The organism is Mycobacterium sp. ZZG (assembly GCF_054786995.1).
The window spans coordinates 80,507-107,506 of sequence record NZ_JBTBFV010000004.1; the positions used below are offsets into that span (position 1 = coordinate 80,507).

Genomic DNA, 27,000 nt, shown 5'->3' on the forward strand with positions numbered 1-27,000 from the left:
CGCTACGGGCTGTCCCGGCGGGCGAGCTGTTCGACGTACTCCGGCCAGTCCAGGCTGTCCACCGGGTTCGCGCGCGTGATGTCGGGGTCGTCGGCGCGAAACGTGCGCGCCGGTCCCGGTCCGCTGCTTCGGGTCTCGAACCGCACCGTCATCACCCCGTGACCGGCGCCCTGCAGCCACCCGTGCCCGAGGTCGCGGTGCGCGACGTCGTCGCCGACACGCCACGCCGGCGCGGCCGGGGCAAGATCCGCGGCCGGTTGCGGTGCGCCGTCCCCGGCGACCTCTTCGGTGGCCATCAGCTCCAGGTCGGGGAACAACGACTCCTGCTGCACCTCCGAGAGACCCGAAAAGCCGACGCCGATAAGACGAATGGGCCCGATCTCCACCGGGTCGAGCAACAGCCGCCGCGCTGTTGCGATCAGGGTGCCCGCGTGGGTGGTGGCGTAGGGCAACGTAGCCGACCTTGTCAGGATGCTCATGTCGGATTTCTTGAGCTTGACGGTGACGGTGCGCGCCCCACGTCCGTCCTTGAGCAGCCGCCGGTGCGCGTGCTCGCCGATCGGCCCCGCGGCGTCGGCGAGCTGCGACATCGTGGTGAGGTCCTCGGGGAAGGTCGACTCCGCACTGATCTGTTTGGCCGGGGCGTTCTCGGCGACCGGCCGGTCGTCGACACCGCGCGCCAGCCGGTGCAGCGCGGGTCCCACGGTGGGGCCGAGGATGTTGCCCACCTCGGCGTCGGTGAGGGCGGCGAACTCGCCGACGGTCTCGATACCCAGCCGGTGCAGCTTCTCCTCGGCCACCGGCCCGATGCCCCAGAGCCGACGCACCGGCAGCCTGTCGAGCAGCGCCCGCTCCTCGTCGCGGGGCACCACCGTGATGCCGTTCGGTTTGGCCAGTCCCGACGCGATCTTGGCCAGCTGCTTGCCCGACCCGGCGCCCACAGAGGCGACCAGCCCGGTGGCCTCGGCCACCTCGGCTCGCAGTTCCTCGCAGAACGCGGCGACCTCGGCCGGCGCGGCGCCCACCAGCTCGGCCGGCTCGCCGAACGCCTCGTCGAACGACAGCTGTTCGAGCACAGGCACTTTGGCCCGCACGGTCTCGAACACCCGGCGGCTGGCCAGTCCGTAGACCACTCCGCGGGGTGGCAGCACGACGGCGGCGGCGCCGACCAGCCGGCGGGCCTGGTGCATCGGCATGGCCGAGCGGGCACCGAAAACCCGAGACTCGTAGCTGGCACCCGCGACCACCCCGCGCCCGCCCAGCCCGCCGACGAGCACAGGTCTGCCCCGTAGCGTGGGCCGGGTCAGCTGTTCCACGGAAGCGAAGAACGCATCCATGTCCAGGTGCAGGACCCATCGGGCGGCCACATCCGCCGATGCTAGGCGGTGCCGGATACCGTGGCGGTATGGCACACCCGAGTAGTGAGCCGGCCGACGTCGCGATCCGGGACGCATCGATCCGGCTCGGTCAGTTCCTGAAGCTGTCAGGGCTGATCGATTCGGGCGCCGACGCCAAGTCGGTGATCGCCGACGGCCTGGTCACCGTCAACGGCGACACCGAGCAGCGCCGCGGCAGGCAGCTGCATCCGGGTGACGTGGTGGCGTTCTCCGGTCGCAGCGCCCGCGTCAGCGCGGGGTGACCCTCGCCGGCCCACCGCCGCGCGGGCCGTCACGCTCTGCTGATCGCCACCCGCACGCCGTCGCCGATCTCGGTCGCGTCGGCGGGATCGCCGAACTCGAAACTGGTCGCCAGGATCTCATCCGCGATGAGATCGCGGTGGGTCCGGGCCCACTGCTCGTTCTCGGCCGGCACCGAGATCACCACCGAAATGCGGTCGGAGACGTCAAGTCCGGTGGACTTGCGCAGCTCCTGCAGCTCGCGGATCCGGTCCTTGGCCCAGCCCTCGGCTTCCAGCTCCGGGGTGATGGTGCCGTCGAGCACCACCAGCCCGGCTCCGTCGGCCAGCGCGGCGGTGAACTCGGGATCCGCGGCGACCAGCCTCGAGCTGTACTCCTCGGGCCGCAACACAGCCGGGCCCGCGGTGAGCGTGCCATCGTCGTTGACGACCGCCTCCCCCGCCTTGACCGCCTTGATCGCCGCTTGCACGTCCTTGCCCAGGCGCGGTCCGGCGACCCGGGCGTTGACGGTCAGCTCGAAGCGGCCGTGGCCGGCGATGTCATCGGTGAGTTCGACGGACTTCACGTTGAGCTCATCGGCGATGAGATCCCGGTAGGGTTCCAACCTCTTCGGATCCTGCACGGCCACAGTCAGTTTCAGCAGCGGCAGACGCACGCGGAGTTTCTTCGCCTTACGCAGCGACGACCCCGCGGAGGCGACCTCGCGCACCAGGTCCATGTCGGCGACCAGTTGCGGATCGGCGGGCACCGCGCCGGCTTCCGGCCAGTCGGTCAGGTGCACCGACCGTTCCCCGGTCAGGCCGCGCCAGATCACCTCGGTGATCAGCGGAAGCAGCGGCGCGGCCAACCGGCTCGTCACCTCGAGCACGGTGTGCAGCGTGTCGATGGCGTCGCGGTCCTCTTCCCAGAACCGCGAACGCGACCGTCGCACATACCAGTTCGTCAGCGCCTCGGTGAACTGCCGCAGCTGGTCACACGCCTGCGAGATGTCGCACACGTCAAGGGAGGCGGTCAGATCGTCGCGCAGCACCGCGAGCTTGGCCAGGATGTAGCGGTCCAGCACGTGCGTCGAGTCCGTGCGCCAGGTGCCCTTCTCCGGCGCGTAGAGCGCCAGGAACGAATATGCGTTCCACAGCGGGAGCAGTACCTGGCGGACACCGTCGCGGATGCCCTGTTCGGTGACGATAAGGTTGCCGCCCCGCAGGATCGGCGAGGCCATCAGGAACCAGCGCATGGCGTCGGAACCGTCGCGGTCGAACACCTCGGACACGTCCGGGTAGTTGCGCAGCGACTTGCTCATCTTCTGGCCGTCGTTGCCGAGCACGATGCCGTGCGACACGCTCGTGCGGAACGCCGGGCGGTCGAACAGCGCGGTGGCCAGGACGTGCAGCGTGTAGAACCAGCCGCGGGTCTGGCCGATGTACTCGACGATGAAGTCGCCGGGGAAATGCCCGACAACCCGCTTGTCAGGGTCGGCGGAATCGACTCCGTCGAACCAGTCCTGGTTCTCGAACGGGTAGTGCACCTGCCCGAAAGGCATCGACCCGGAGTCGAACCACACATCGAGCACATCCTCGATGCGCCTCATCGTCGACTTCCCGGTCGGATCGTCGGGGTTGGGCCGGGTCAGCTCGTCGATGAAGGGCCGGTGCAGGTTGTCCGGCCGGACCCCGAAATCACGCTCGAGCTCGTCGAGGCTGCCGTAGACATCGATTCGCGGATAGGCCGGATCGTCGGACTTCCACACCGGAATCGGCGTGCCCCAGTAGCGGTTCCGTGAGATCGACCAGTCGCGCGCGCCGGCCAGCCACTTGCCGAACTGCCCGTCCTTGACGTGTTCGGGATACCAGGTGATCTGCTGATTGAGCTCGACCATGCGCTCCCGGAACTGCGTCACCTTGATGAACCACGACGACACCGCGCGGTAGATCAGCGGGTTCCGGCAGCGCCAGCAGTGCGGGTAGGAGTGTTCGTAGGTGTCGTGGCGCAGCAGCACCGCACCGTTGACCGCCGCCGCCCCGGTGCCGTTCTTCAGGTCGCGGATGATCTGCGGGTTCGCGTCGAACACGTGTTGACCGGCGTAGTCGGGCACACTCGCGTCGAAGCGCCCCTTGGCGTCCACCGGCGTGACGGCCTCGATGCCGCCGGCCTGCGCTGTCGCCATGTCGTCTTCGCCGTATGCCGGCGACATGTGCACCAGACCGGTGCCGTCTTCGGTACTGACGAACTCTGCAGGCAGTACTCGAAAAGCGTTCGGCGAGTCCATGAAATACGGGAAGGGCGGCGCGTAGTGCACGTCGAGAAGCTCGCGGCCGTGGTACGTGGCGACGACGGTCGGCTCCTCGCCGAGTTCGCGTGCGTAGGCGCCGAGCCGTGCCTCGGCGAGTACGAATCGCTTGCCGTCGGACTCGACGACGACATAGGTGACGTCGGGATTGACCGCGACCGCCTGGTTGGACGGCAGCGTCCACGGCGTCGTCGTCCAGATCAGAAGGTAGGCGCCCGCGAGATCGCCCGACGTGATCCGGAACCCCACCGTGAGGGCCGGGTCCTGCCGATTCTGGTAGACGTCGTCGTCCATGCGCAGTTCGTGGCTGGACAGCGGCGTCTCGTCGTTCCAGCAGTACGGGAGCACCCGGTTGCCCTCGTAGGCCAGACCCTTGTCCCACAACTGCTTGAAGGCCCAGATCACCGATTCCATGAAACCGATGTCGAGGGTCTTGTAGTCGTTGTCGAAATCGACCCAGCGGGCCTGCCGGGTGACATAGGCCCGCCACTCGTCGGTGTACTTCAGCACCGACTCACGGCAGGCCTCGTTGAACTTCTCGATGCCCATCTCTTCGATCTGGGCCTTGTCGGTGATGCCGAGCTGGCGCTGTACCTCCAGCTCGGCGGGCAGACCGTGGGTATCCCACCCGAACCGGCGCTCCACCTTGTATCCGCGCATCGTCTGGTAGCGCGGCACGATGTCCTTGACGTAGCCGGTCAGCAGATGCCCGTAGTGCGGCAGCCCGTTGGCGAAGGGCGGGCCGTCGTAGAAGACGTACTCTGGGGCGCCGTCGCGGCGCGCGATGCTGGCCCGGAACGTGTCGTCGCTGTCCCAGTAGCTCAGCACCTCGGCTTCCAGCTCCGGAAACTTCGGGGCGCCGGCGGCGGGCTTCGGATATGCGGTCACGGACGTCGTGCTCCTCGTGCCATGTCGACTTCAGGCACGGGGACGAACGTCGCGCCGGTGCGCGAGCGCCGCGGTACCACCCCGCTTGCGCACCACCAAGGTGCGCCACTCAAGTCAGGGCGATGACGGGCCCACCCGTTCGGTTCTACTGGGCGTGAGCACTGCGGCTCCCGCTGTTCTTCCGAAGGCTCCCCGGTGATGACCGGATCGACGCCGATCGTCCCAGTTTAGCGGGCGCGTCTACAGCGGCGCCGCTGCGTCCGAGGTGATCTCGATGACGGCCAGCGGGAACTGCTCGGCCATCTCTTGGACGGAGTACTCGTCGAGGCGGGACTCGTCGTACCACCAGTCGATGTGCAGCAATCCGGAGACCCGCTGGACCCGGAGTTCCAGCGCGCGGGCGCTCGGCCCGTCGTCCGCACCGTCGGCGACGTTGAGCAGCACCTCGGACTGCGCCACCGGATGACCAGGCGCCGCCGCCAGCGCGCTGTGGGCGCCCTGCAGCATCTCGGTCGGAGCCATCGGCATCTGCGTCGCGCACAACATGGAGACCCGGTGGTTGAGCCGGCGATGACCGCCGGTGACGTCGACGGCGACGGACCCGTCACCGCGGGTGCGGCCCAAGGTGCGCGCGAGGGCGGCCAGCAAGATCTCCTCGACCTGCACGCCCAGCCATTCCGCCGCACCGTCGAGTTCCTCGGTCAGTTCGCTCGACGGCGTGGTGGCGAATTTGCGTGACCGAGCGGGCAGCACGTCGATCGCGGGGCGATCGAACACCTCCAGCGCTACCGGCGCGGAGTGGACGGGCCCTTGTTTGACCTCGTCCGAGATGTATGGAGCGACCATGTGGCTAACCGTACAGCGAATGTCCCAAATTTGGGAGACCGCTCCCAAAACTGTGACGGCCATGTCAATAAAGGGCGTGTTATCTATTTGCCGGGAGGGGCTGCCCAAACGAGGGATCGCACATTATGGTGGACAAATGCCCCGCACTGATGAGAACGGCAGACAGCTGAAAGCCCTGCTCGACTATCTCCTCGACGGAGAGATCGACGCCAAGGACATCATTGACGCGCTCGGCATCTCCAGCAGCACCTATTACCGGCGGATCAAAGAGGCCGACTACCCCTCGGCCGAGGAACTGCGACTGGTCGCCGACCGCTTCGCGCTTAGCTACCCCGACCTGCAGATTCAGTTCGGCCTGATGAGCCGGCAGGAGGTGTGGCAGTACATCGAGGCGACCGGCCCGGTCGGCCCAGCGGTGAGCACCCTGCCGGGGACCACCACCAAGGCGGAAACAACCCGCCGCACGCGACTCTCGGAACTGACACCGCGGATGGACGCTCCTCCCCTTTAGGCCTTTCAGCGCATACAATTTGCTGACAACGGCCCGCTCGAAAGCGATTCCCTATGGCTCTGGCATCACTCATCGCGATCACATTGATGTGCATCGCGTGGAGCTTGTGGATTCGCCGCGTCACCTGGTCGTGCCGCTGGGAGGTCGCCGCGACGCTCAACATTGCGCTGCAGGGCATGGCGGTGTTGTTGATGTCGCCCCTGGCCTCGGAGACCCTCGGCCCGCTGTTGTACTCCCTGACCGGGAAGTGGAACCTGGAGGACTATCTCGGCCACGATTGCTACATCGTCGCCGCGTCGGCAGTCGTCTACAACACTCTGGGCAGGCTGGAACAGGACCACGCCCTGCAGCAACGGTTCCGTCAGCACATCGAGCGTCCGGCGACGGTGTGCATCCCGCTTCTGCTGGCCGCGTTCTGGCTCGGTAACGGAGCCTCGGTCTACCGCCGGGACTTCTTCGACGTGCCCACCGACTTCTGGCTCAACGTGTACTGGCTGCTGCTCTGCGGCATGCTGATCTACCTGCTCGGCTACGGCATCCGAGCGCTCATGGTCCTGCGCACCGACCCGCGGTCCCGGCAGGTCGCCAACGTCTACCTGTTCGCGTCGGCGATGGGGATCGGCGCCTGCGTGGTGCGCATCACCACCGCGTTCGTCCCCCAGCTGCAGACCGTCCAGGGCACCACGCTGGTCTGGGTGTTCGCCTGCGCCTGCGGCGCTGGTTTCGCGTTGACGTCCGCCTACTCGTGGCGAATCAAGACCCGCTGGTTCACCACGGCGAACCGCTGAGCCCGGCGGTCATACCGCGGTGGAGGTGACCTCCGTGAACGGCGCGCCGTACTCGCGCACCGGGCGGTAGCCGTTCTTGCGGGCCAGCGCGGCCCCGCGACGGATCAGGGCCGCGGTGGTGACGAAGCCGGCCTGATCGCTGACGACCAGCGGAGTGAGCAGCCGGTTGTGTACGTAGCCGAAGGACAGCCCGGTCTGCGGATCGGCCCATCCCAGCGAGCCGCCGAGCCCGACATGACCGAACCCGGGCAGGATCCCGGGGAAGGGCAGACCGTGATAACCCAGGTGGAACGACAGCGGCATGATCATGCTGTGGTCAGGCCGCAGGCTCGTCCTGCCGATGAGCTTGGCCGCGGTCTCGCTGGACAGGTACTGGGTGCCGTCGATCCGTCCGCCGTTGGCGATCGCGCCGTACATGCGGGCCAGCGCCCGCGCGGTCGCGACACCGTTGGCGGCGGGAATCTCGCTGTCCAGCAGCGGGGTGTCTCCCTGCACCAGCGCTTTGACCCCGGGCAGGTACATCGCGCCGAACGCGGCCGAGAACGGCAACGCCGCGACGCGCGGAGCCACCAGGTTGAACACCGGATTCTGCAACCGCGTCTGCGGACCGATGATCTGGGCGGGTTGCGTGGGGGCCTGCACCGGCGGCCGGCCCAGATGGAGTCCGTCGGTGTTCAGCGGGGCGGCCACTTCGGTGCGGATCAGCTCCCGCATCCCTTTGCCGGTAACCGCACGGGCAAGTCCGGAAAGGAGCCAGCCGAACGTGAACGCGTGGTAGGCAGGCTTGCCGTGGAGCCAGCTTCGCGGCGCCGCGGCGAGCCTGTCCTCCATCCCGAGATGATCGAGCAGGTCGGCTTTGGCGACACCGTTGAGCTGAGACAGCCCCGCCCGGTGACGCAGGGCGTCGCGCACCGTGATCGTCGCCTTACCGTTTGCGCCGAACTCCCGCCAATACTCGGCGACGGGCGCGTCGTAGTCGATCAGGCCCCGGTCGTGCAGCCGATGGATGACAGTGGCCGCGACCCCTTTGGTCGCCGAGAACACCATCGGTGCGGTGTCGGCGGTCCAGCGCCGGGTGCCTTTGCGGTCGGCCCACCCGGTCCACACGTCCACCACCGGCTCGCCGTCGAGGTACACCGACAGCGCTCCGCCGCCGAGGCGGCGCCACGGAAAAAGCTGCGCGAACGCGCGCACAGCGCAGGAGAAATTGGGGTCGGCAGCGCCCTGTAGGCCGCGGGGCAGAGCCGCACCATGGCCGTGAGAGAGCGCCGCACCGCGCTCCGGGTTGTCTACGCCCGTCACGAGGGTAAATTTACCCCGGCACGCGGCAAACTAACGGGAGTTTACCTATTCGTTAGCCGGAGCTTTTCGGTGCCGGTTCGACCGCGTCGAGGATCTGCTGCGCGGCCAGCGCCGGGGTGAGCTCGCCGTCGCGAACCCGACGCTCGACCTCACCGCGGATCGCGCGCACCCCGGGACTCGACAGCACTCGGTCGAGCACGGTGTCACGGACCATCGACCATGTCCACTCCACCTGCTGGGTGCGCCGCCTGGCCTCGAACTGTCCGGCCCCGGTGAGCACGTCACGGTGTCTGAGAATCGTCTGCCAGAGCTCCGCGAGCCCGGCGCCGGTCAACGCGCTCATCGTCAGAACCGGTGGACGCCAGAGCGTTTCACGGGGATAGATCAGCCTGATGGCCCCGGCGAGTTCGCGCGCGGCGGCCTTGGCCTCGACGGCGTGCTCACCGTCGGCCTTGTTGACCACCACGATGTCGGCGAGCTCGAGCACCCCTTTCTTGATGCCCTGCAACTGGTCGCCGGTGCGCGCCAGCGTGAGGAAGACGAACGTGTCGACCATGTTGGCGACGGTCACCTCGGACTGCCCGACTCCAACCGTCTCGACCAGGATCACGTCGTAGCCGGCGGCTTCGAGCAGCACGATCGTCTCGCGCGTGGCCTTGGCAACCCCACCGAGGGTTCCCGACGTCGGTGAGGGCCGGATGTAGGCGTCCGGGTGCACCGCCAGCTTCGCCATCCGGGTCTTGTCACCGAGGATCGATCCCCCGGTCCGCGTCGAGGACGGGTCGACCGCAAGCACCGCCACCCGGTGCCCCTGCTCGATGAGGTGCATGCCGAGCGCTTCGATCGTCGTCGACTTGCCGACCCCGGGCACGCCTGTGATCCCCACGTGCAGCGCGCTGCCGGCTTCGGGCATGAGCTCCAGCAGCAGCTCCTGTGCCTTCTGCCGGTGGTCGGGGCGGGTCGACTCGACCAGCGTGATCGCCCTCGCCAGGGCCGAGCGGTCGCCGCTGCGCAGAGCGGTTGCGAGGTCGGCGAGCTCGTGGACCGGCTGATTCATCTAGCTCAAGCTGTACCCGAGTCGTTCGGCCAGCTTGTTCAGCAGCCCGATTGCGGCATCGGCGATGACGGTGCCGGGCGGGAAGATCGCGGTCGCGCCGGCGGCGTACAGCTCGTCGAAGTCACCCGGGGGGATGACCCCGCCGACGACGATCATGATGTCGGGCCGGCCCACCTCGGCCAGCGCGTCGCGCAGCGCAGGTACCAACGTGAGGTGACCGGCCGCCAGCGAGGACACCCCGACGACGTGGACATCATTGTCAGCCGCCTGTCGGGCGACCTCTTCAGGGGTGGAGAACAGCGAGCCGACGTCGACGTCGAAGCCGATGTCGGCGAACGCGGTCGCGATGACCTTCTGGCCGCGGTCGTGGCCGTCCTGACCCATCTTGGCGACCAGGATGCGGGGCCGGCGGCCGTCGGCCTCGGCGAACTTCTCGACGAGCTCGGTCGCGCTGCTCACGTTGCTCGCCATACCCACCTCGTCTCGATAAACCCCTGCGATGGTGCGGATCTCGGCTTGGTGCCGGCCGTACACCTTCTCCAGCGCATCCGAGATCTCGCCGACGGTGGCCTTGGCGCGCGCGGCGTTGATCGCCAGCGCCAGCAGGTTGTTGCCCAGGCCATCCACTCCGGCGGTACCGGTCGCCGCGGCGGCCCGGGTCAGCTCGGCCAGCGCGGATTGTGTCCCGCGCTCATCCCTTTCCGCGCGGAGTTTTTCCAGTTTCGCGATCTGCTCGGCCCGCACCCGGCTGTTCTCGACCTTGAGAACCTCGATCTCGTGGTCCTCGTCGACCTGGTAGCGGTTCACGCCGATCACGGTCTGCTGTCCGGAGTCGATGCGCGCCTGGGTGCGCGCGGCCGCCTCCTCGATGCGCAGCTTCGGGATGCCCTCGTTGATGGCCTGCGCCATACCGCCGTGCTCGGCGATCTCGCGGATGTGGCCGCGCGCCTTCTCCGCCAGCTGATAGGTCAGCCACTCGACGTAGTACGAACCGGCCCACGGGTCGATCGGGCGTGTGGTGCCCGACTCCTGCTGCAGCAGCAGCTGGGTGTTGCGGGCGATGCGGGCCGAGAAGTCGGTGGGCAGCGCGAGCGCCTCGTCGAGGGCGTTGGTGTGCAGGGATTGCGTGTGCCCCTGGGTGGCGGCCATCGCCTCCACGCAGGTGCGCGCCACGTTGTTGAACGCGTCCTGGGCGGTCAGCGACCAGCCGGAGGTCTGCGAATGGGTGCGCAGCGACAACGATTTGGAGCTCTTGGGGTCGAACTGCGACACCATCTCGCTCCACAGCAGCCGGCCGGCGCGCAGCTTGGCCACCTCCATGAAGAAGTTCATGCCGATGCCCCAGAAGAACGACAGCCGCGGCGCGAACTTGTCGATGTCCAGCCCGGCGTCCAGGCCGGCCTTGATGTACTCCACACCGTCGGCCAGCGTGTAACCGAGCTCCAGATCGGCCGTCGCGCCCGCCTCCTGGATGTGGTAGCCGGAGATCGAAATGCTGTTGAACTTCGGCATTTTCGCGCTGGTGTAACCGAAGATGTCGGAGATGATCCGCATCGACGGCTTCGGCGGATAGATGTAGGTGTTGCGGACCATGAACTCTTTGAGGATGTCGTTCTGGATGGTCCCGGCGAGCTTCTCCGGCGGCACACCCTGCTCCTCGGCGGCCACCACGTACAGCGCGAGGATGGGCAGCACGGCTCCGTTCATGGTCATCGACACCGACACCGAGGACAGGTCGATACCGTCGAAGAGCTGGCGCATGTCGAGGATCGAGTCGATCGCCACGCCCGCCATGCCGACGTCGCCGGCGACGCGCGGGTGATCGGAGTCGTAACCGCGGTGGGTGGCGAGGTCGAACGCCACCGACAAACCCTTCTGTCCCGCGGCCAGGTTGCGCCGGTAGAACGCGTTGGACTCCGCGGCCGTCGAGAACCCGGCGTACTGGCGGATGGTCCAGGGCTGGTTGACGTACATCGTCGGATACGGGCCGCGCACGAACGGCGGTTCGCCGGGCAGGCTGTGCAGCGGGTAACCCGCCTCGACGATCGAGTCACGGTCGGCGCCGATGTAGACGGGCTTGACGTCGATGCCTTCCGGGGTGGACCAGTCCAACTGGTCGGCGGTGTACCCGTGTGCGGCCGCGGCCGCGGACACCTGGCCGTCGACGTCCGACGGGGTCGGCGAGCTCACCGTGGTGTCCCCCTGCAGCGGGACGTCGGCGAAGCTCTGGATGCTGTTCGCCCCGGCAGCGCCGGCCTGCTCGCCGGCGACATCGTGCACGGTCATGTCATGCCCCCAATCGGGTCAGCAGGTCCGACAGAGCGCTCACCGCGTCGATCTTCGCGGTGAGGTAGCCGTCGGGCTTCGAATCGGCTTCGGCGACCGCCTTTTCCGGTCCCGCCAGCAGGACGTGTGCCACCCCGGCGGCGCGCGCAGCGTCGACGACGGCCGACACCTCACCGGCGTAGCGGGCGTCGGTGCCGCAGATCACCGCGATCTCGGTGACACCGGCCTCCGTGACCGCGGCCCCGACGGCAGCGGCGTCCAGGGGGCCGGGGTTGACGGCCTCGATCCCGCCGGAGGCCAGCAGGTTCGCGGTGAAGGTGGTGCGGATGTTGTGCTCGGCCAACGGCCCCAGGGGCAGCAGCATCGCCTTCGGCCGGGCACCGGTCTTCTCCAGATGGGCGTCCGAACGGTGCCGCAGCGCCTCGAAGGCCGCCGCATAGCGCTGCACGTTCGGGAGCGGATCCCCTTGGGGCAGCGGCACTTCGTCCAGATTGGGGAATTCGTTGACACCGGTGACGGCGGTGCGCCGGTGCGCGATGTCGTCGGCGCGCCGCTCGGCGACCTCGGCGATGCGGGCGCTGATGTGCTCGCGCGCCGCCTCGAATCCGCCGCGGGCCTCGATCTCCTGGAAGTTCTGCCAAGCCTGCTCGGCGAGGCTGCGCGTGAGGTCCTCGATGAACCAGGAGCCGCCCGCCGGGTCGAGCACCTGCCCCAGGTGGGATTCCTCGAGGAGCAGCAGCTGGGTGTTGCGGGCGATACGGCGCGCGAAACTGCGTGCCGTACCGGGGAATCCACCATCGATCGCGACGTCGAAGGGGTGCACCACGAGCGTGTCGGCGCCCCCGACTCCCGCGGCGAACGCGGCCACGGTGGTGCGCAGCATGTTCACCCACGGGTCCCGCGCGGTCATCATCGGCAGCGACGTGGTGGCGTGCAGGGTGGCCGCCCCGGCTTCGGGTTCGCCGACCACCTCTGCGACGCGGGCCCAGAGTTGGCGCGCAGCACGTAGTTTCGCGATGGTCATGAACTGGTCGTCGTCGGCGGCGACACGGAAGCTGATCTGTCCGAGCGCCTGCGCCGTCGACAGCCCGGCGTCGGTCAACAGCCGCAGGTAGGCGACGCCCGCGGCGACGGAGGCACCGAGTTCCCAGGAGGCGTTGGCGCCGGCGTTGTGCAAAGCCGGACCGTCGACGGTGACCGCCCGCACGTGCGTGTCGTACTCCAGCGCCTTCCGGGCGATCGCCACGACGTCGGCGGCCTCGGGCGCCGGGTGGCCGGCCAGCGGCGCCGTCAGCGGGTCCGCGCCGAGGTCGATCGACAGCCGCGAACGCTGGTCCTCGTCAAGGCCGGTGAGCAGCGCCAGCAGCGCATCGGCGGCGGCGCGGAAGGCCGACCCGTCGCCGGCGACCTCCACCAGAACCGGCACCAGGTCCAGGTAGACCCCGTCGAGCAACCGCTCCAGGTCGCCGGGCGCCACCGCGCCGGCGGTGTCACCGACCCGCAGCACCAGCGCGCTGACACCTTCGGTCAGCGCCAGCAGGATGGCACCGTTGGCCTCGGCGACGCTTCCGGCTTCGGCCGGGAACGCCTCGGCGACCTTCCACCCGGACTTGGTGTCCCGCAGGGCGTCGCCGCCGCGCACGAACGGCCACCGGCCCGGCAGGGCGGGCTCGGCACCTTCGTCGGCAGCGGTGTAGAGCGGCTTGACCGGGAATCCGTCGTAGGTGGCCGAATCGAGCAGACGCTCGGGCTCGGCCGGCAGGTCGGCGGGATCCCGCTTCAAAGACTTCGCCAGAACGCCCGCCACAGCGGAGCGCCACCGGTCCAGATCGGCGTCGATTACTCCACCGGCAGCGCCGGCGCTGGGTTTCTGCACAGCCATCAGGCTAAATGATGGCCATCACACCAGCGTGCGCCGGTGGCGCACGGCACCGGAGCGGTCGCCGAGCGCATCAGCTACGCCCCCGTACTCTTGGTAAGCGTGAAATCCGTAGTCAGCACGCTTCGTACCGTCGGTGCCACGGTCGTCGCCACGCTGAAGACGGCACCGCGGGGACAGCTCGCCGCGGTCCTGGGCGGGATTGTGATTCTCGTCGCAGTTGCGCTGTTCGTGCCGCTACCGACCGCGCTGCAGCTGCGGGACTGGGCCACCTCGGTCGGAGCGTGGTTCCCGCTGGCGTTCTTCGCCGCGCACGTCGTGGTCACGGTTTTCCCGTTTCCGCGTACCGCGTTCACACTCGCCGCCGGACTGTTGTTCGGCCCGGTGCTGGGCATCCCGATCGCAGTGGCCGCGAGCACGCTCAGCGCGATCATCGCGCTGCTGCTGGTCCGCACCGTGGGCTGGCAGGTCAGCCGATGGGTGTCACATCCCCGCGTCGACGCCGTCGACCGGCGGCTGCGGGAGCGGGGCTGGCCCGTCGTACTCGCCACCAGGATGATTCCGGCCGTGCCGTTCTCGGTGCTCAATTATGCCGCGGGGGCGTCATCGGTGCGGGTGGTGCCTTACACGCTGGCCACCTTGGCCGGCGTGCTGCCGGGCACATCGGCCATCGTGATCTTCGGCGACGCGCTGACCGGACGGGTCAGCCCGCTGCTGCTGGTGGTGTCGGTCTGCACCGCGGCGCTCGGCGTGGCCGGTCTGATCTACGAGATCAGGACCCACCGGCGCAGCCAGACACCGGTCACGGCGTCCTGACGTCCGGCCCTTTCACCGTCATCGCTCCGAACAGCGCGAGCAGCGACGACGCCGCGACCAGACCCGGGCTCCAGTCCCTGGCCCGGACGTGGGAGCCGACCGCGAGCGTGAAGTAGACCGCGAGCATGAACGTGGTCAGCCGGGCCAGCGCCGGCCAGCGGAACACCGACAGCAACCCCACCGCACTGGCGGCCTTCACCACCGGAATCAACGGGCGCAGTTCCTCGGGCAGGCCGACGTCGTCGAACGCCTTCTTGACCGGCGCGATCGGGCCGACACACGCCGCCGCGTCGGCGGCCTGCACCGCGGCGAGCACGGCGTAGGTGCGCGGCGAGGTCAGCGCGCTCACTGCTCCGGCGCCCCGTGCCGCGGCGCAGCCAACTGGCCGGGCGCCTCCGGAGCCGACAGAAGTCCGGCCCCCTGGACCGGGGTGCGCGCCTCGGCCTCGGCCTTGGCCACGGCCTGCGCGATCGCGGGATCGGTCTCGGTGTTGAACCAGTCGGCGACTTCCTCGTCGTCGGACTTCGGCGCCGTGTCGTCGGCCGGCGACGGCGTGTAGCGGAACACCCCGTCGGACCCCGGCGCGCCCAGCAGCTTGGTGAATCCCTGTAGGGCCGAACCGAAGTCGCTCGGCACCAGCCACACCTTGTTGGCCTCGCCCTTGGCCATCTCCGGCAGAGTCTGCAGGTACTGGTAAGCGAGCAACTCCGGTGTCGGCCTGCCGGCCTTGATCGCCGCGAACGTTTTCTCGATGGCCTTGGCCTGCCCCTGCGCCTGCAGGTACGAGGCCGCCCGCTCGCCCTGGGCGCGCAGCATCCGGGACTGTCGATCGGCCTCAGCGGCCAGGATCGCGGCCTGCTTGGCGCCCTCGGCGGCGAGGATCTGCGCCTGCTTCTGGCCTTCGGCCTGCTTGATGGCCGCTTCCCGGCTGCCCTCGGCGGTCAGGATCATCGCGCGTTTCTCGCGGTCTGCGCGCATCTGCTTCTCCATCGAGTCCTGGATCGACGGCGGCGGATCGATGCTGCGCAGCTCGACGCGGGCCACCCGCAGTCCCCACCGGTTGGTGGCCTCGTCGAGCACACCGCGCAGCTGCCCGTTGATCGAGTCGCGCGACGTCAGGGTCTGCTCCAGCGTCATGCCGCCCACGACGTTGCGCAGCGTGGTGGTGGTGAGCTGCTCGACTCCGACGATGTAGTTGCTGATCTGGTAGACCGCGGCCTGCGGATTGGTCACCTGGAAGTACACGACGGTGTCGATGTTCACCGTGAGGTTGTCCTCGGTGATCACCGGCTGCGGCGGGAACGACACCACCCGCTCGCGCAGGTCGACCCGGGCGCGGATCTTGTCGATGAACGGCACCAGCAGCGTCAGCTGCCCGGACACCGTCTTGCTGTAACGCCCGAGGCGCTCGATCACGGCCGCCTCGGCCTGCGGGATCAACGCGACCGATTTCGCGACGACCACCGCCGCGAAGACGACGAGCACGGCCAGCAGAATCAGTCCTGCGATAGCGCCATCCACGTGGAACTCCTTCCCTAGACGATCTTGGAGACGACCGCGGTGGCGCCGTCGATGTGCACGACGGTCACGTGATCGCCGGGTTCGTAGACGTCGTCCTGGTTGTACGGCCGGGCCGTCCACACCTCGCCCTCGAGCTTCACCTGACCCTCGTGCTGGGCGACGCGGTCGAGCACCAGCGCGCTCTTGCCCTCCAGTGCCTTCACCGGCTCGGGCAGACCCTTGCCGGACGCCAGACGGCGACGCAGCGCCGGGCGCACCCCGACCAGCAACAGCACCGACACGATCAGGAACACCAGGCCGTCGGCCCAGACCGGCCAGTCGAGCAGGAAGCTGGACCCGGCCGCGGCCAGAGCGCCACCGCTGAGCATGAGCAGGAACATGTCGCCGGTGAGCGCCTCGGCGCCGGCGAGCGCCAGTGCTGCGATCAGCCAGATCAGCGGGACAGGCATGACGCCAGCCTAACGCGGCAACCTACCGGATCAGCGGCTAACAACTACACTGCAGCCATCATGTGGTGCCCCAGTGTTTCACTCTCGGTATGGGCCAACGCCTGGTTGGCAGGCGCGGCGGCGCCCGACGATGTCCTTGACGCGTTATCCCAGTGGACGCCAAAGCATTCGGTCACGGCCTACGATTCGGTGGCCGCCGAACGCACGGGGCTGTCGTGGCCCGATCTCGATGACGCCGCCTCGATGTCGTTGCTGCAGACGATCCGCACCGCCGCCGGCCGCAGCGATGCGCAACCGACGATCGCGTTGACGCTGCCCGTTCCCGGCGACGTGCGCGGCCTGCCGCCGGGGACGCAGTTCGGTCGCGACGCCATCGCCTCCGGCGAGGCGGTGACGGTCAACGGGATCGACGGAGCGATCGGGCTGGTGCCCGACTTCGAATACCAGGACAGCTTTCCCGATGATCCCGACGACGATTTCGAGTTCTCGGCGGAACTGAGCGGGCTGTCGTGGACGGTGTACTCGTTCTCGTCGGCGCCGCCCGCGGGTCATTTCGATCTCGGCGAGGCCGAGTATCAGTTGCGCGACGCGGTGCGCTCAGCCGCCGACGCGCTGGGCGCGCTGCGCGCCGGCGCCCCGGGCGGCGAGGTCGCCGATCCGCGCCGGCTTGTCGAGCAGGTCCTCGACGCCACGCGCATGCACCGCATCCCCGACCACGCCCCCACCCGGGCGGTGCGGGTGCTGGAGAACGCCGCGCACATCGACGCCATCATCACCGTCAGTTCCGGACTGATCCCGATCGGACTGCAGAGTTCGTCCGAGGTTCAGCTGGCCAGCGACGCGCTGCGGCCGCTGGCCACCGTGGTGCGCTCGGCCCGGTTGGCCGCGGTGGACGCGGTGCTGCACTCCGCCTGGCGGCCCTGACACACCGCCCCTCAGGCGCACATCTGGGCCGTCGCGCCCACCCTGTTGGCCAATCCTGCTGTGCTGCAGCGAGAACGGAAGACACCTTCGACGCGCACCTGCGCCGACCGGCCGGACCTCACGGCAGTCCGCACCCCACGGTGATGTCTTTGTGACGCGATCCTGTCAATGAGTTCACACCGGGGTCACAGCGGCCGGTGATGCTGGTTCGCGGCAGAAACGCCTCTGGTGTCACCGATGACGCGGGCACCGGCAGTCCGGGCCACGGCCCTCGCGGGCCGGCCGCCGCACAGAATTCAAGGAGAGCGACGTCATGTCCTACGTGGACCCGCCGCAGTTCGTCATCAAGATGATCGACGCCGGCGAGAACAAGGCCTTCATGTCGACCCGGGACACGGTGATCCGCGCGTACATGGCCGGCGCGATTCTCGCTCTGGCCGCCGCGTTCGCCGTCACCATCACCGTGCAGACGGGCAACGCGCTGCTCGGCGCGGTGCTGTTCCCGGTCGGCTTCTGCCTGCTGTACCTGATGGGGTTCGACCTCCTCACCGGGGTCTTCACGCTGGTGCCGCTCGCGTTGCTCGACAAGCGGCGGGGCGTCACGGTCGGCTCGATGCTGCGCAACTGGGGTCTGGTCTTCCTCGGCAACTTCCTGGGGGCCCTGACCGTCGCGGTGATGATCGCCGTCACACTGACCTATGGATTCACCGTGGATCCCAACGAGGTCGGCCTGCGACTCGGTGAGATCGGGTCCAGCCGCACGGTCGGCTACGCCGACCACGGTGCCGCAGGCATGCTGACGCTGTTCATACGCGGGGTGCTGTGCAACTGGATGGTGTCGACCGGAGTCGTCGCGGCGATGATGTCGACGTCGGTGTCCGGCAAGGTCATCACGATGTGGATGCCGATCATGCTGTTCTTCTACATGGGTTTCGAGCACTCGGTGGTGAACATGTTCCTCTTCCCGTCGGGACTGATGCTCGGCGGCGACTTCTCCGTCGCCGACTACCTGATCTGGAACGAGATCCCCACCGTCGTCGGCAATCTCGTGGGAGGCCTGGCGTTCGTCGGGCTCACGCTGTATGCCACCCACGCCCGCACCGGCGGGGAATGGAACCGGCCCGCCGGCGCAGCGGACTTCGACATCCCGGTCAAGGCCAACGCATGACCCGCGATGACGTCACCGCCGCGATCGTGGCGGCCCGGGTGGCCAAGGGCCTGACCTGGCAGCAGCTCGCCGACGCGATCGACAGACCGGTGGTGTGGACCATCGCGGCGCTGCTGGGTCAGCACCCGGTGCCAGAGCGGTCCGGAAAGCTCCTCGCCGACATCCTCGGGCTGGACGAGTCGGCAGTCCCGGTGCTGGCTGCGGTGCCGATGCGGGGCGGGCTGCCGACCGCGGTACCGACCGACCCGACCATCTACCGGTTCTACGAGGCGCTGCAGGTCTATGGCGGCGCGATCAAGGAGCTCATCGGTGAGCAGTTCGGCGACGGAATCATGAGCGCGATCAACTTCAGCGTCGAGGTCGAGCGCAAGACCCATCCCGACGGTGACCGGGTGGTGGTCACGTTCGACGGCAAGTTCCTGCCGTACGCGTGGACAGCCGCCGACGGCTCCGAGCGGCGATGAAAGACTGCCCTGCGGGGCGGCTCAGGCCGAACAGTCAGGCGTACACAGCGCGCCGTTGACGCTGCTGCCGTAACCCGGCACCAGTCCCCCACCGACTCTCTGCGCCGGAAGGCCAAGGCGTACTTCGTCGATCAGGTCGACCACGAGTTGCGCGAAGCGGGGCTGGGCGTTGGGTGTCGACGCCCGCGCGAACGCGACGCCGGCCTCGGCGGCCTGTTCGGCGAGCTCGTTGTCCAGGTCCCAGACCACCTCGATGTGGTCGGCGACGAAACCGACCGGGCAGACGATCACCGCCGCGACACCGTCGGCCGCCAGCGCCTTCAGGTGATCGCCGACGTCGGGCTCCAGCCACGGCACCTGGGGCGGACCCGACCGCGACTGCCATACCTGGTCGTACTCCGGGAATCCGGCGGCGGCCGCCACCAACGCTGCGGTGTGGCCCACCTGACGCTCGTAAAGGTCGGGCCCGCAACGCGATGCCGCCCGCAGCGGGATCGAGTGCGCGGTGAACACCAGACGAGCCTGGTCGCGCACCTGGGCGGGCAGGGTCGCCGCGGCGGCCCTGATGGAGTCGGCGAACATCTCGATCAACAGCGGATGGTCGAAGTACTGACGCAGCTTGACGAGCTCAGGCGCCTCGGGCCCGGCAGCGGCACGGCCGCGGGCGATGTCCTCCTGGTACTGGGTACACCCCGAATAGCCGCCCCACGCCGACGTCGAGAACACCGCAGCACGACGAATACCGTTGTCCCGCATCGCAGCAACAGCGTCTTCGACGTACGGTTCCCAGTTGCGGTTACCGAAGTAGACCGGCAGTGCCACGCCGCGCCGCGCGAGTTCGGCCTCGATCGCCGTGATCAGGTCCCGGTTGATGCCGTTGATCGGCGAGACCCCACCGAAGTGCAGGTAGTGCTCGGCGACCGATTCCAGCCGCTCCCGCGGGATGCCGCGCCCGCGGGTCACGTTCTCCAGGAACGGCATCACCTGCTCGGGGCCCTCGGGTCCCCCGAACGACAACAGCAGCAGGGCGTCAAACGTCACGGGATGTCACAGCAACTGGGTGCTGGCGCCGCCGTCGGCGAAGATGACCGTCCCGGTGGTGGCCGGGAGCCAGTCGGACAGCAATGCGCACACCGTCTTGGCCACCGGTGTCGGGTCCTTCATGTTCCAGCCCAGCGGCGCGCGCTGATCCCAGCCCTCCTCGAGCAGCTGCATCTGGGCGCCGGCTTCCTCGCCGAGCGCACCTCCGACGATGGCGCTCATCGCCAGCGTCCGGATCGGTCCTGCAGCAACGAGATTGGACCGCACACCGACCTTGCCGGCTTCCCGGGCGACGAACCGGTTGACCGACTCCAGAGCGCTCTTGGCGACGGTCATCCAGTTGTAAGCAGGCATCGCGCGCGTCGGGTCGAAGTCCATGCCCACGATGCCGCCGCCGGAGTTCATGATCGGCAGCACCGCCTTGGCCAGCGACGCGTACGAGTAGGCCGAGATGTGGATGCCCTTGGCGACATCCTCGTAGGGGGCGTCGAAGAACGGGTTGATGCCCATGCCGGTCTGCGGCATGAAGCCGATGGAGTGCACCACCCCGTCGAGCTTGTTGCCGTCGCCGATCTCGGCGGTGACCCGGTCGGCGAGCGTGTCCAGGTGCTCGGAGTTCTGTACGTCGAGTTCGATCAGCGGCGCAGGCTTGGGCAGGCGGTCGGCGATGCGACGGATCAGTTTCATCCGGTCGAAGCCGGTCAGCACCAGTTCGGCGCCGGCCTCCTGGGCGACCTTGGCGATGTAGAACGCGATCGAGGAGTCGGTGATGATCCCCGTGACGAGGATGCGCTTGCCTTCGAGAAACCCTGTCATCGTGAAAAGTCCTTATCTCTTCTCATGCGCTGTGCCGTCGGGGCTGGTGACCCTGTTGTCACGGTCGCGCTAATGGCCCATTCCCATGCCGCCGTCGACGGGGATCACCGCGCCGGCGATGTAACTCGCGTCCTCAGACGCCAGGAAGCTGACCACGCCGGCGACCTCGGCGGCGGTGCCGACGCGCTTGGCCGGGATGAAATCCAGCGCGCCCTTCTGGATGCGTTCGTCGAGCGCGCGGGTCATCTCGGTGTCGATGTAACCGGGTGCCACCACGTTCGCGGTGACGTTGGCCTTCGACAGCTCGCGTGAGATCGAACGCGCCATGCCGATCAGGCCGGCCTTGGACGCCGCGTAGTTCGCCTGGTTGCCGATGCCCCACATGCCCGACACCGACCCGACGTAGATGATCCGGCCAAACCGCTTGCGCTGCATGGTCCGCGATGCCCGCTGGGTGACCCGGAACGCACCGGTGAGGTTGGCGTCGATGACGTCGGTGAACCTGTCCTCGGTCATCCGCATCAGGAACGCGTCCTTGGAGATGCCGGCGTTGGACACCAGCACCTCGACCGGACCCTGGTGTTCCTCGACCGCGGTGAACGCGCGGTCGACGGCGTCGTTGTCGGTGACGTCGCACTCGACACCGAACAGGCCCTCCGGCGCGCCGGAGCCGCGGTGGGTGACGGCGACCTTGTGGCCGTCGGCGGCCAGCCGCTGGGCGATCGCCAGGCCGATGCCGCGGTTACCGCCGGTCACCAGCACAGAACGCGACACGAACGTGGGACGGCCGCCCGTGGAGTGCGCTTCGGTGTCGGCGGGGTTCTCAGCGACAGTCATGTTCGTCAACTTAGCCGTTGCCCACCATTCTTAAGAAATCGCCTTACTCAGTTCGGCAGCCGCCGATTGATCAGCAGCGCTCCCAGCGCGGCCAGCGCCAGCAGCAGTGAGCCGACCCGCAACCAGCCCACGCTGGCGTCGCCCTTGATGGTCTCGTAACCGATTTGCTCCTGCAGGTTGGTGAAGACCTGTTTGAGCTGCTCCAGGCTGGACGCGGTGAACGCGTCCCCTCCGGAGAGGTCGGCGATCTTCTTGAGCATCTCGTCGTCGACGGGCACCGGCTGGCGTTGGTCGTTGATCTCGACGTACCCGTAGGGTGTGCCGAACGACACCGTGGAGATCGGCACGCCCTGGTCCTTGGCGGTGCGCGCCGCGGTGTAGGCGCCCTTGGGGTTGTCCGGGTTGGACGGCACGGTCTCCTTGCCGTCGGACATCAACACGATGCGCGCCGGCGGCGGTTCGTCACCGCCACCGATGACCGCGCCGACGGTGGCCACGGCCTGCAGTGCGGTGAAGATGCCCTCGCCGGTGGCGGTGCGGTCGGCCAGCTGCAGCTTGTCGATCGCGGTCTTGGTCGCCTCCCGGTTGGTGGTCGGCGACACCAGCACCGTCGCGGTACCCGCGTAGGCGATCAACCCGAGGTTGATGCCGGGGGTCAGCTGGTCGGCGAACTGTTTGGCGGCCTCCTGCGCGGCGACGAGCCGGTTGGGGGCGACGTCGGTGGCACGCATCGACTGGGACACGTCGACGACGAGCATCACCACGGCCCGGTTGCGCGGGATGCGCACGTCGTGCGTCGGGCCCGTCATGGCGATGGTGAACGACACCAGCGACAGGAAGATCAGCACCGCGGGAAGGTGGCGCAGGCGGCTGGGCCGCTTCGGGGCCACGCTCTCCAGCAGCTCCATGTTCGCAAAGCGCAGCATCCGCTTCTGGCGGGACAGCTGCACGATTACGTAAAGAGCGATCAGCCCGAGGACGACAATGAAGAAGAGAAAAAACCAGGGGTGTTCGAAACCCGACAGCGACATCGGTCCGAGCAACGGCAAAGTCATACGGCACTTGTCATTTCGTGTTTATCAGTCATCGTCATCAGCAATGGTGGGCCTCATCACCGCGCGGCGAGGGCGCCGCGGCGCCGACTCGCCACGAAGCGGACCACGTCGGCGATCCAGTCCCGGTCGGTGCGCAGGGTCAGCAGCGGCGCGTCGCAACGGCGCAGGGTGCGCGCGACATCGGCCCGGTGCGCGGCAGCGGCCTTGGCGAAGTCGGTGCGCAACTGCTCGTCGATGGTGAACTCGCGGGTCCGGCCGGTCTCGGTGTCCTGCAGCACGACATCACCGACGTCGGGCAGTTCGATGTCGCGCGGGTCGAGGATCTCGATACCGAGCACCTCGTGCCGGCCGGCGACGGCGCGCAGCGGACGCATCCAGTTGATCGGGCCGAGGAAGTCGCTGATGATCACCGCCATGCCGCGGCGCCGTTCCGGTCTGCGCAGCGCGTCGATAGCCGCGGCCAGGTCCCCGCGCACGCCCACCGGCGCGCGCGGCGTGGTGGCGATCGCCCGCAACAACTCCTGCTCGTGCATCCGACCCGACAGTGCGGGCACGCGGCGCATCGTCTCGCCGTTGGAGATGATCGCGCCGATCCGGTTGCCGCCGCCGCTGTTGAGGAACGCGATCGACGCCGCCGCGGCGACGGCCAGGTCACGCTTCTCGCAGTTGGCCGTGCCGAAGTCCAGGCTGGCCGAGACATCGACCACCAGCCAGGTCTCCAGTTCCCGGTCGGCGATCATCTGCCGCACGTGCGGATGGGTGGTCCGTGCGGTCACCGACCAATCCATCCGTCGGACGTCGTCACCGGGCTGGTAGACCCGCGACTCCCCCGGTTCGGATCCCGGGCCCGGGAGCAGCCCGAGGTGGTCACCGTGCAGCACGCCGTCGAGCTTGCGGCGCACCGTCAGCTCGAGCTTGCGCAGCGCCGCCGTCAGCGCAGGGTCCCGGATCTCCCCGCGCTGCATCGACGGCAGGTCGACAGACCGGCTTGAGCGTGTCACCAGGTCAGCGACCGCTCGCCGCGCCGGCCGCGGCCGGCACTACGGGCGGCACCGAATGACCTTGCTGCGGAATGGCATTGACCTGTGGCAACGCGACCGTCTGCATGATGCGGTTGACCACCGTCTCGGCGGAGATCTCGTCGGCCAGCGCGTCGTAGGTGAGCACCAGGCGGTGCCGCAGCACGTCCGGGATGATCTCCACGACGTCCTGCGGGATCACGTAGTCGCGGCCGCGCACCAGGGCCAGCGCCCGGGACGCCGCGATGATGCCCAGCGAAGCACGCGGGGAGGCGCCGTAGGCGATCCACGCCTTGGCGTCGGGCATGCCGAACTTCTCGGGCTCGCGGGTCGCGGTGACGATGCGGACCACGTAGTCGACGAGCGCGTGGTGGACGAAGTTGTTGGCAGCGACCTCTTGGAGGCGCAGCAGATCGCCGGTGTTGAGGATCGCCTTGGGCTCCGGCGGCTTGACACCCATCCGGTAGATGATCTCGCGCTCTTCCTCGGGCGACGGATAGTCGACGTTCAACTTGAACAGGAAGCGGTCGCGCTGCGCTTCCGGAAGCTGGTAGACGCCCTCTTGCTCGATCGGGTTCTGGGTGGCCATCACCAGGAACGGGCTGGGCAGCGGGAAGGTCTTGCCGCCGATGGAGATCTTGCGCTCGGCCATCACCTCCAGCAGTGCCGACTGCACCTTGGCCGGCGCACGGTTGATCTCGTCGGCGAGCAGGAAGTTGACCACCACGGGGCCGAGTTCGATGTCGAACTCCTCTTTGCCCTGCCGGTAGATGCGGGTACCGACGATGTCGGTGGGCACCAGGTCGGGGGTGAACTGGATACGGGCGAACGTTCCGCCGACGACCTTGGCGAAGGTCTCGACGGCCAGCGTCTTGGCCACCCCGGGCACACCTTCGAGCAGGACGTGCCCCTTGGCGAGCAGGCCGACCAGCATCCGCTCGACGAGCTGATCCTGTCCGACGATGATGCGCTTGACCTCGAAGATCGCCCTTTCCAGCGTGTGCACCTCGTTCTGCAGGCCACCGTTGGACTGCGCCGCACCCGCGGCGTGCGCACCGGAGGAGTAGCCCTGAGTCGGGGCCGGTCCGGGAAATCCTCCAGCGCCCTGCGGCGGTCCACTCGGTGAGGTCATCAAACATTCCTTCCACATGCGCCGTACAACTGGTTCATCGCGGCTTCATCGCGGCACCGGCCGGTCATGGCCGTGCGCTCGCCGTCAACTATTCCAGGCGTGCGCAGATCCGTCGACGTCGCCCGGGTTGCTCAGCTTTAACTCAGGCCACACTCAGGATTCGATGATGCGCTGCACCGTCGGCTGCAGGCCCGCCATCCGGACCGAGCTGACGACCACCTTGTCGGCGGTGCCTCCGGACTCCAGCATCTTGCCGTTGCCGAGATAGATGGCGACGTGCTGGCTACCGCCGGGACCCCAGAACAAGAGGTCTCCACGCTTGGCTTGCTGAATCGGGACGCGGCGACCGGTGTTGAACTGATCGCCCGAATACTTCGGGATCAGCACGCCGACGCCGGCGAAGGAGTATTGGGTGAAGCCGGAGCAGTCGAACCCGACGGTGTTGGCGCCGCGCTCCACGCCGGTGCTGGGGCCCGTCGGCTTGCCGCCGCCCCACGAGTAGGGGGTGCCGAGCTGGGAGGCGCCGCGCTTGATGACGTACTCGACGGCGGCGGCACCTCGCACGCTGCCGGGTGCGACGCTGGGCGCGTCGGGGGGCACCAGACCGAGGCTCTGCAGGAACTTGCGGCCCATGCCCATGGTGGCCTGGGTAGCCTGCGCGGTGACGGCCAGCGACGCATTCGCGATCGCCAGAGCATCACCTGGCGCCCCGGCGCTGGGCCGCATCGGAAGAAGCGGATCCCACAGACTGGGTTGGGCGTTGGCCGGGGCCACGGCCCCGGCCAGCAGCGCGGCGGCAGCGGCCAACGCGATGACGAAGCGACGCAGGGCGATCACCACTCGATCATTCGGGTCACGTACGGGGTCATACCGCTGGTGCGCACCGGCGAGATCTTGACGACGGAGCCGGTGTACGGCGCTTCCAGCATCTGCCCGTCACCGAGGTACATGGCGACGTGCTGGCTGGCGTTGGGGCCGTAGAAGATCATGTCGCCGCGGCGCATCTGCGACGACGGCACCTTGCGGCCGGCGTTGTACTGCGAACCCGAGTAGTGGTCGAGCTTGATGCCGACTCCGGCGAACATGTAGAGCATCAGCCCGGAGCAGTCGAAGCCGACAGTGTTTGCGCCACGGTCGATTCCGCGGCTCGGGCCCGAGGCGTTGCCGCCGCCCCACGAGTACGGCACACCCAACTGGGACATGCCGCGCTTGATCACGTACTCGGTGGCCTGCCTGCCGTACAGCGTCGGGATGGCCCCGTTGGTGATACCCGTCGGCGTCGGCAGCAGGCCGATGCTCTGCAGGAACTTGCGGCCGAGCTCTTGGGTGACCTTCAACGAGGTGGTGATGATCTTCAGGACCGCGTTGATGATCTGGATCGGATCGCCGCTGACGAATGCGCTCGGGATCTGGGGCAGGGTCATGTCCCAGGCGGTCTCGCGGTTACCGGTGGCGGGGTCGACGTCCCAGTCCGGGTGCGCGCCGGCCGGGGCGGGTTTGGCCGCACCCACCGGCGCGGCGGACGGGGTGCCGCCCGACGGCGCGGAGGGCGCCGTCCCGGACGGCGCCGCCAGCGTCCTGGCCTCCTGCAGTTTGGCCTGGGCCTGCGCACGTTCGGCGGTGAGCCGGTCGAGTTCGGCCTGCTGGGCCTTGAAGGTCTGTTGAGCGTTGGTCAGCGCGGCCACGGCGTCCTGCTGGCTGGTCTCGGCCGCCTTGACGGCGTCGTCGGCCTGCTGCTTGGCCAGCCGTGCCGCGGACTCTCGGTTGACCTGTTCGGTGCGCGCCCGCTGCAGGTCGGCCATGACCTTCTGCGAGCTCATCGACAGGGCCTGCCCGGTGGCGGCGGTGTGCAGGATGTCCGACGGGTCGGATGCGCTCAGGTACGAGCTCGAAGGCCCGCTGACGTACATCGACGCGGCGAAGGTGTCGAACCGGTCTTGCGCGGCGGCGATCGCGGCGTTGGCGTCCTTGACGCGTTGCGCACTGGCGTCGATCTCCAGCCGCGCGGACTCGGCCTTCTCCCGGGCGGTCTGCACGTCCAGGATCGCCTTGTTGACGCTCTCCTGTTGCATCTGGATCTGCGCGCCGAGGTCCTGGAGTTTCTGGTTGACGGTCGCGACGTCGGTCACCAGCCGGGCCAGGCCGCTCTGCTGGGCGGGCTGCGCGAGCGCCAACTGCGGCGCGAGGTTGGGCAGCGTGATCACCATTCCCATGGCGAGCGACGCCGCGCACAGCCGCGAGGCGGAGGCGCTGCCGGGGGTGCGTCTCATTCGGCTC

25 protein-coding genes are annotated in these 27,000 nt (G+C 68.5%); 7 read left to right on the forward strand and 18 right to left on the reverse strand.

Annotated elements, in window-relative coordinates; genetic code table 11:
* Positions 1-2: 2 nt before the first annotated feature.
* Positions 3-1,367, reverse strand: a complete 1,365-nt coding sequence (locus ACXMYJ_RS04160; RefSeq protein ID WP_260752236.1) for a DNA polymerase IV — start codon at positions 1,365-1,367, stop codon at positions 3-5.
* A 38-nt stretch (positions 1,368-1,405) separates the two neighbouring features.
* Here ACXMYJ_RS04160 and ACXMYJ_RS04165 point away from each other — a divergent pair, with 38 nt between their 5' ends.
* Positions 1,406-1,639 carry an RNA-binding S4 domain-containing protein gene (locus ACXMYJ_RS04165; protein ID WP_260752235.1) on the forward strand — a complete coding sequence of 78 codons (234 nt, stop codon included), beginning with the start codon at positions 1,406-1,408 and terminating at the stop codon, positions 1,637-1,639.
* Between the two features lie 29 nt (positions 1,640-1,668).
* Here the strand turns inward: ACXMYJ_RS04165 and ileS are convergent, their stop codons facing one another.
* Both ileS and ACXMYJ_RS04175 read right to left on the reverse strand, forming a co-directional pair.
* Positions 1,669-4,812, reverse strand: a complete 3,144-nt coding sequence (ileS, locus tag ACXMYJ_RS04170; RefSeq protein WP_460354210.1) for an isoleucine--tRNA ligase — start codon at positions 4,810-4,812, stop codon at positions 1,669-1,671.
* A gap of 240 nt (positions 4,813-5,052) precedes the next feature.
* Positions 5,053-5,658, reverse strand: a complete 606-nt coding sequence (locus ACXMYJ_RS04175; protein WP_260752233.1) for a hypothetical protein — start codon at positions 5,656-5,658, stop codon at positions 5,053-5,055.
* 136 nt (positions 5,659-5,794) lie between these two features.
* Here ACXMYJ_RS04175 and ACXMYJ_RS04180 point away from each other — a divergent pair, with 136 nt between their 5' ends.
* A complete protein-coding gene (locus tag ACXMYJ_RS04180; RefSeq protein ID WP_260752231.1) occupies positions 5,795-6,169 on the forward strand; it encodes a helix-turn-helix domain-containing protein in 375 nt (124 codons plus the stop codon).
* A gap of 53 nt (positions 6,170-6,222) precedes the next feature.
* Positions 6,223-6,957: a hypothetical protein gene (locus tag ACXMYJ_RS04185; RefSeq protein ID WP_260752230.1), complete on the forward strand. Its 735-nt coding sequence runs from the start codon at positions 6,223-6,225 to the stop codon at positions 6,955-6,957.
* A 9-nt stretch (positions 6,958-6,966) separates the two neighbouring features.
* Here the strand turns inward: ACXMYJ_RS04185 and lipL are convergent, their stop codons facing one another.
* The 4 genes from lipL to mutA are packed head-to-tail and all read right to left on the reverse strand — an operon-like array spanning position 6,967 to position 13,484.
* On the reverse strand, positions 6,967-8,259 hold the full coding sequence (gene lipL / locus ACXMYJ_RS04190) for an esterase/beta-lactamase LipL (protein WP_260752229.1): 1,293 nt from the start codon (positions 8,257-8,259) through the stop codon (positions 6,967-6,969).
* A 52-nt stretch (positions 8,260-8,311) separates the two neighbouring features.
* Positions 8,312-9,316, reverse strand: coding sequence for a methylmalonyl Co-A mutase-associated GTPase MeaB (gene meaB, locus ACXMYJ_RS04195; protein ID WP_260752228.1), 1,005 nt, complete (start codon positions 9,314-9,316; stop codon positions 8,312-8,314).
* Positions 9,317-11,602 carry a methylmalonyl-CoA mutase gene (gene scpA, locus ACXMYJ_RS04200; RefSeq protein ID WP_260752227.1) on the reverse strand — a complete coding sequence of 762 codons (2,286 nt, stop codon included), beginning with the start codon at positions 11,600-11,602 and terminating at the stop codon, positions 9,317-9,319. It abuts the gene before it with no gap.
* 1 nt (position 11,603) lies between these two features.
* A complete protein-coding gene (gene mutA, locus ACXMYJ_RS04205) occupies positions 11,604-13,484 on the reverse strand; it encodes a methylmalonyl-CoA mutase small subunit (protein WP_460354215.1) in 1,881 nt (626 codons plus the stop codon).
* Between the two features lie 99 nt (positions 13,485-13,583).
* Between mutA and ACXMYJ_RS04210 the strand changes: the two genes are divergently transcribed.
* The gene (locus ACXMYJ_RS04210) at positions 13,584-14,297 is read left to right on the forward strand and encodes a TVP38/TMEM64 family protein (protein WP_460354217.1); all 714 of its coding nucleotides are present in this window, start codon (positions 13,584-13,586) and stop codon (positions 14,295-14,297) included.
* On the opposite strand, the gene ACXMYJ_RS04215 is transcribed toward ACXMYJ_RS04210, so the two are convergent.
* From ACXMYJ_RS04215 to ACXMYJ_RS04225, 3 genes are read right to left on the reverse strand one after another with little or no spacing between them, the layout of a single operon-like run.
* Complete coding sequence (locus tag ACXMYJ_RS04215) at positions 14,284-14,646, reverse strand: DoxX family protein (RefSeq protein ID WP_460354220.1); 363 nt, start codon at positions 14,644-14,646, stop codon at positions 14,284-14,286. The genes ACXMYJ_RS04210 and ACXMYJ_RS04215 overlap by 14 nt on opposite strands.
* Positions 14,643-15,818, reverse strand: a complete 1,176-nt coding sequence (locus ACXMYJ_RS04220) for an SPFH domain-containing protein (RefSeq protein WP_460354222.1) — start codon at positions 15,816-15,818, stop codon at positions 14,643-14,645. The genes ACXMYJ_RS04215 and ACXMYJ_RS04220 overlap by 4 nt, the downstream gene beginning before the upstream one ends.
* 14 nt (positions 15,819-15,832) lie before the next feature.
* Positions 15,833-16,267 carry an NfeD family protein gene (locus tag ACXMYJ_RS04225; protein WP_460354225.1) on the reverse strand — a complete coding sequence of 145 codons (435 nt, stop codon included), beginning with the start codon at positions 16,265-16,267 and terminating at the stop codon, positions 15,833-15,835.
* Positions 16,268-16,327: 60 nt separating this feature from the next.
* Here ACXMYJ_RS04225 and ACXMYJ_RS04230 point away from each other — a divergent pair, with 60 nt between their 5' ends.
* From ACXMYJ_RS04230 to cynS, 3 genes are all read left to right on the forward strand, one after another.
* Entirely contained in the window at positions 16,328-17,191 is an 864-nt protein-coding gene (locus ACXMYJ_RS04230; protein WP_460354228.1) for a hypothetical protein, read from the forward strand.
* Positions 17,192-17,504: 313 nt separating this feature from the next.
* Positions 17,505-18,359 (forward strand): formate/nitrite transporter family protein, encoded by an 855-nt coding sequence (locus ACXMYJ_RS04235; protein WP_460354231.1) that lies wholly within the window; start codon positions 17,505-17,507, stop codon positions 18,357-18,359.
* A complete protein-coding gene (cynS, locus tag ACXMYJ_RS04240) occupies positions 18,356-18,823 on the forward strand; it encodes a cyanase (RefSeq protein ID WP_260752219.1) in 468 nt (155 codons plus the stop codon). Before ACXMYJ_RS04235 ends, cynS begins: the two co-directional genes overlap by 4 nt.
* 21 nt (positions 18,824-18,844) lie before the next feature.
* Here cynS and ACXMYJ_RS04245 read toward each other — a convergent pair whose 3' ends face one another.
* From ACXMYJ_RS04245 to ripA, 8 genes are all read right to left on the reverse strand, one after another.
* Positions 18,845-19,864, reverse strand: a complete 1,020-nt coding sequence (locus ACXMYJ_RS04245; RefSeq protein ID WP_260752218.1) for a ferrochelatase — start codon at positions 19,862-19,864, stop codon at positions 18,845-18,847.
* Positions 19,865-19,870: 6 nt separating this feature from the next.
* The gene (gene inhA, locus ACXMYJ_RS04250; protein ID WP_260752216.1) at positions 19,871-20,680 is read right to left on the reverse strand and encodes an NADH-dependent enoyl-ACP reductase InhA; all 810 of its coding nucleotides are present in this window, start codon (positions 20,678-20,680) and stop codon (positions 19,871-19,873) included.
* A gap of 69 nt (positions 20,681-20,749) precedes the next feature.
* Positions 20,750-21,517 (reverse strand): 3-oxoacyl-ACP reductase FabG1, encoded by a 768-nt coding sequence (gene fabG1, locus ACXMYJ_RS04255; protein ID WP_260752215.1) that lies wholly within the window; start codon positions 21,515-21,517, stop codon positions 20,750-20,752.
* Positions 21,518-21,564: 47 nt separating this feature from the next.
* Entirely contained in the window at positions 21,565-22,572 is a 1,008-nt protein-coding gene (locus ACXMYJ_RS04260; protein ID WP_260752213.1) for a VWA domain-containing protein, read from the reverse strand.
* Between the two features lie 56 nt (positions 22,573-22,628).
* Positions 22,629-23,537 carry a DUF58 domain-containing protein gene (locus tag ACXMYJ_RS04265; RefSeq protein WP_260758094.1) on the reverse strand — a complete coding sequence of 303 codons (909 nt, stop codon included), beginning with the start codon at positions 23,535-23,537 and terminating at the stop codon, positions 22,629-22,631.
* Positions 23,538-23,577: 40 nt separating this feature from the next.
* The gene (gene moxR1 / locus ACXMYJ_RS04270; RefSeq protein WP_260752212.1) at positions 23,578-24,723 is read right to left on the reverse strand and encodes a chaperone MoxR1; all 1,146 of its coding nucleotides are present in this window, start codon (positions 24,721-24,723) and stop codon (positions 23,578-23,580) included.
* Positions 24,724-24,876: 153 nt separating this feature from the next.
* Entirely contained in the window at positions 24,877-25,557 is a 681-nt protein-coding gene (gene ripB / locus ACXMYJ_RS04275) for an NlpC/P60 family peptidoglycan endopeptidase RipB (protein ID WP_260758093.1), read from the reverse strand.
* Positions 25,557-26,993 (reverse strand): NlpC/P60 family peptidoglycan endopeptidase RipA, encoded by a 1,437-nt coding sequence (ripA, locus tag ACXMYJ_RS04280; protein WP_460354237.1) that lies wholly within the window; start codon positions 26,991-26,993, stop codon positions 25,557-25,559. The genes ripB and ripA overlap by 1 nt, the downstream gene beginning before the upstream one ends.
* Between the last annotated feature and the right edge of the window lie 7 nt (positions 26,994-27,000).

Coding starts and splice junctions, on each gene's coding strand:
- ACXMYJ_RS04165 (WP_260752235.1), top strand. CDS start 1,406: ATGGCACACCCGAGTAGTGAGCCGGCCGACGTCGCGATCCGGGACGCA.
- ACXMYJ_RS04175 (WP_260752233.1), bottom strand. CDS start 5,658: ATGGTCGCTCCATACATCTCGGACGAGGTCAAACAAGGGCCCGTCCAC.
- ACXMYJ_RS04180 (WP_260752231.1), top strand. CDS start 5,795: ATGCCCCGCACTGATGAGAACGGCAGACAGCTGAAAGCCCTGCTCGAC.
- ACXMYJ_RS04185 (WP_260752230.1), top strand. CDS start 6,223: ATGGCTCTGGCATCACTCATCGCGATCACATTGATGTGCATCGCGTGG.
- meaB (WP_260752228.1), bottom strand. CDS start 9,316: ATGAATCAGCCGGTCCACGAGCTCGCCGACCTCGCAACCGCTCTGCGC.
- scpA (WP_260752227.1), bottom strand. CDS start 11,602: ATGACCGTGCACGATGTCGCCGGCGAGCAGGCCGGCGCTGCCGGGGCG.
- mutA (WP_460354215.1), bottom strand. CDS start 13,484: ATGGCTGTGCAGAAACCCAGCGCCGGCGCTGCCGGTGGAGTAATCGAC.
- ACXMYJ_RS04225 (WP_460354225.1), bottom strand. CDS start 16,267: ATGCCTGTCCCGCTGATCTGGCTGATCGCAGCACTGGCGCTCGCCGGC.
- ACXMYJ_RS04230 (WP_460354228.1), top strand. CDS start 16,328: ATGTGGTGCCCCAGTGTTTCACTCTCGGTATGGGCCAACGCCTGGTTG.
- ACXMYJ_RS04235 (WP_460354231.1), top strand. CDS start 17,505: ATGTCCTACGTGGACCCGCCGCAGTTCGTCATCAAGATGATCGACGCC.
- cynS (WP_260752219.1), top strand. CDS start 18,356: ATGACCCGCGATGACGTCACCGCCGCGATCGTGGCGGCCCGGGTGGCC.
- inhA (WP_260752216.1), bottom strand. CDS start 20,680: ATGACAGGGTTTCTCGAAGGCAAGCGCATCCTCGTCACGGGGATCATC.
- fabG1 (WP_260752215.1), bottom strand. CDS start 21,517: ATGACTGTCGCTGAGAACCCCGCCGACACCGAAGCGCACTCCACGGGC.
- ACXMYJ_RS04260 (WP_260752213.1), bottom strand. CDS start 22,572: ATGACTTTGCCGTTGCTCGGACCGATGTCGCTGTCGGGTTTCGAACAC.
- ACXMYJ_RS04265 (WP_260758094.1), bottom strand. CDS start 23,537: ATGCAGCGCGGGGAGATCCGGGACCCTGCGCTGACGGCGGCGCTGCGC.
- moxR1 (WP_260752212.1), bottom strand. CDS start 24,723: ATGACCTCACCGAGTGGACCGCCGCAGGGCGCTGGAGGATTTCCCGGA.
- ripA (WP_460354237.1), bottom strand. CDS start 26,993: ATGAGACGCACCCCCGGCAGCGCCTCCGCCTCGCGGCTGTGCGCGGCG.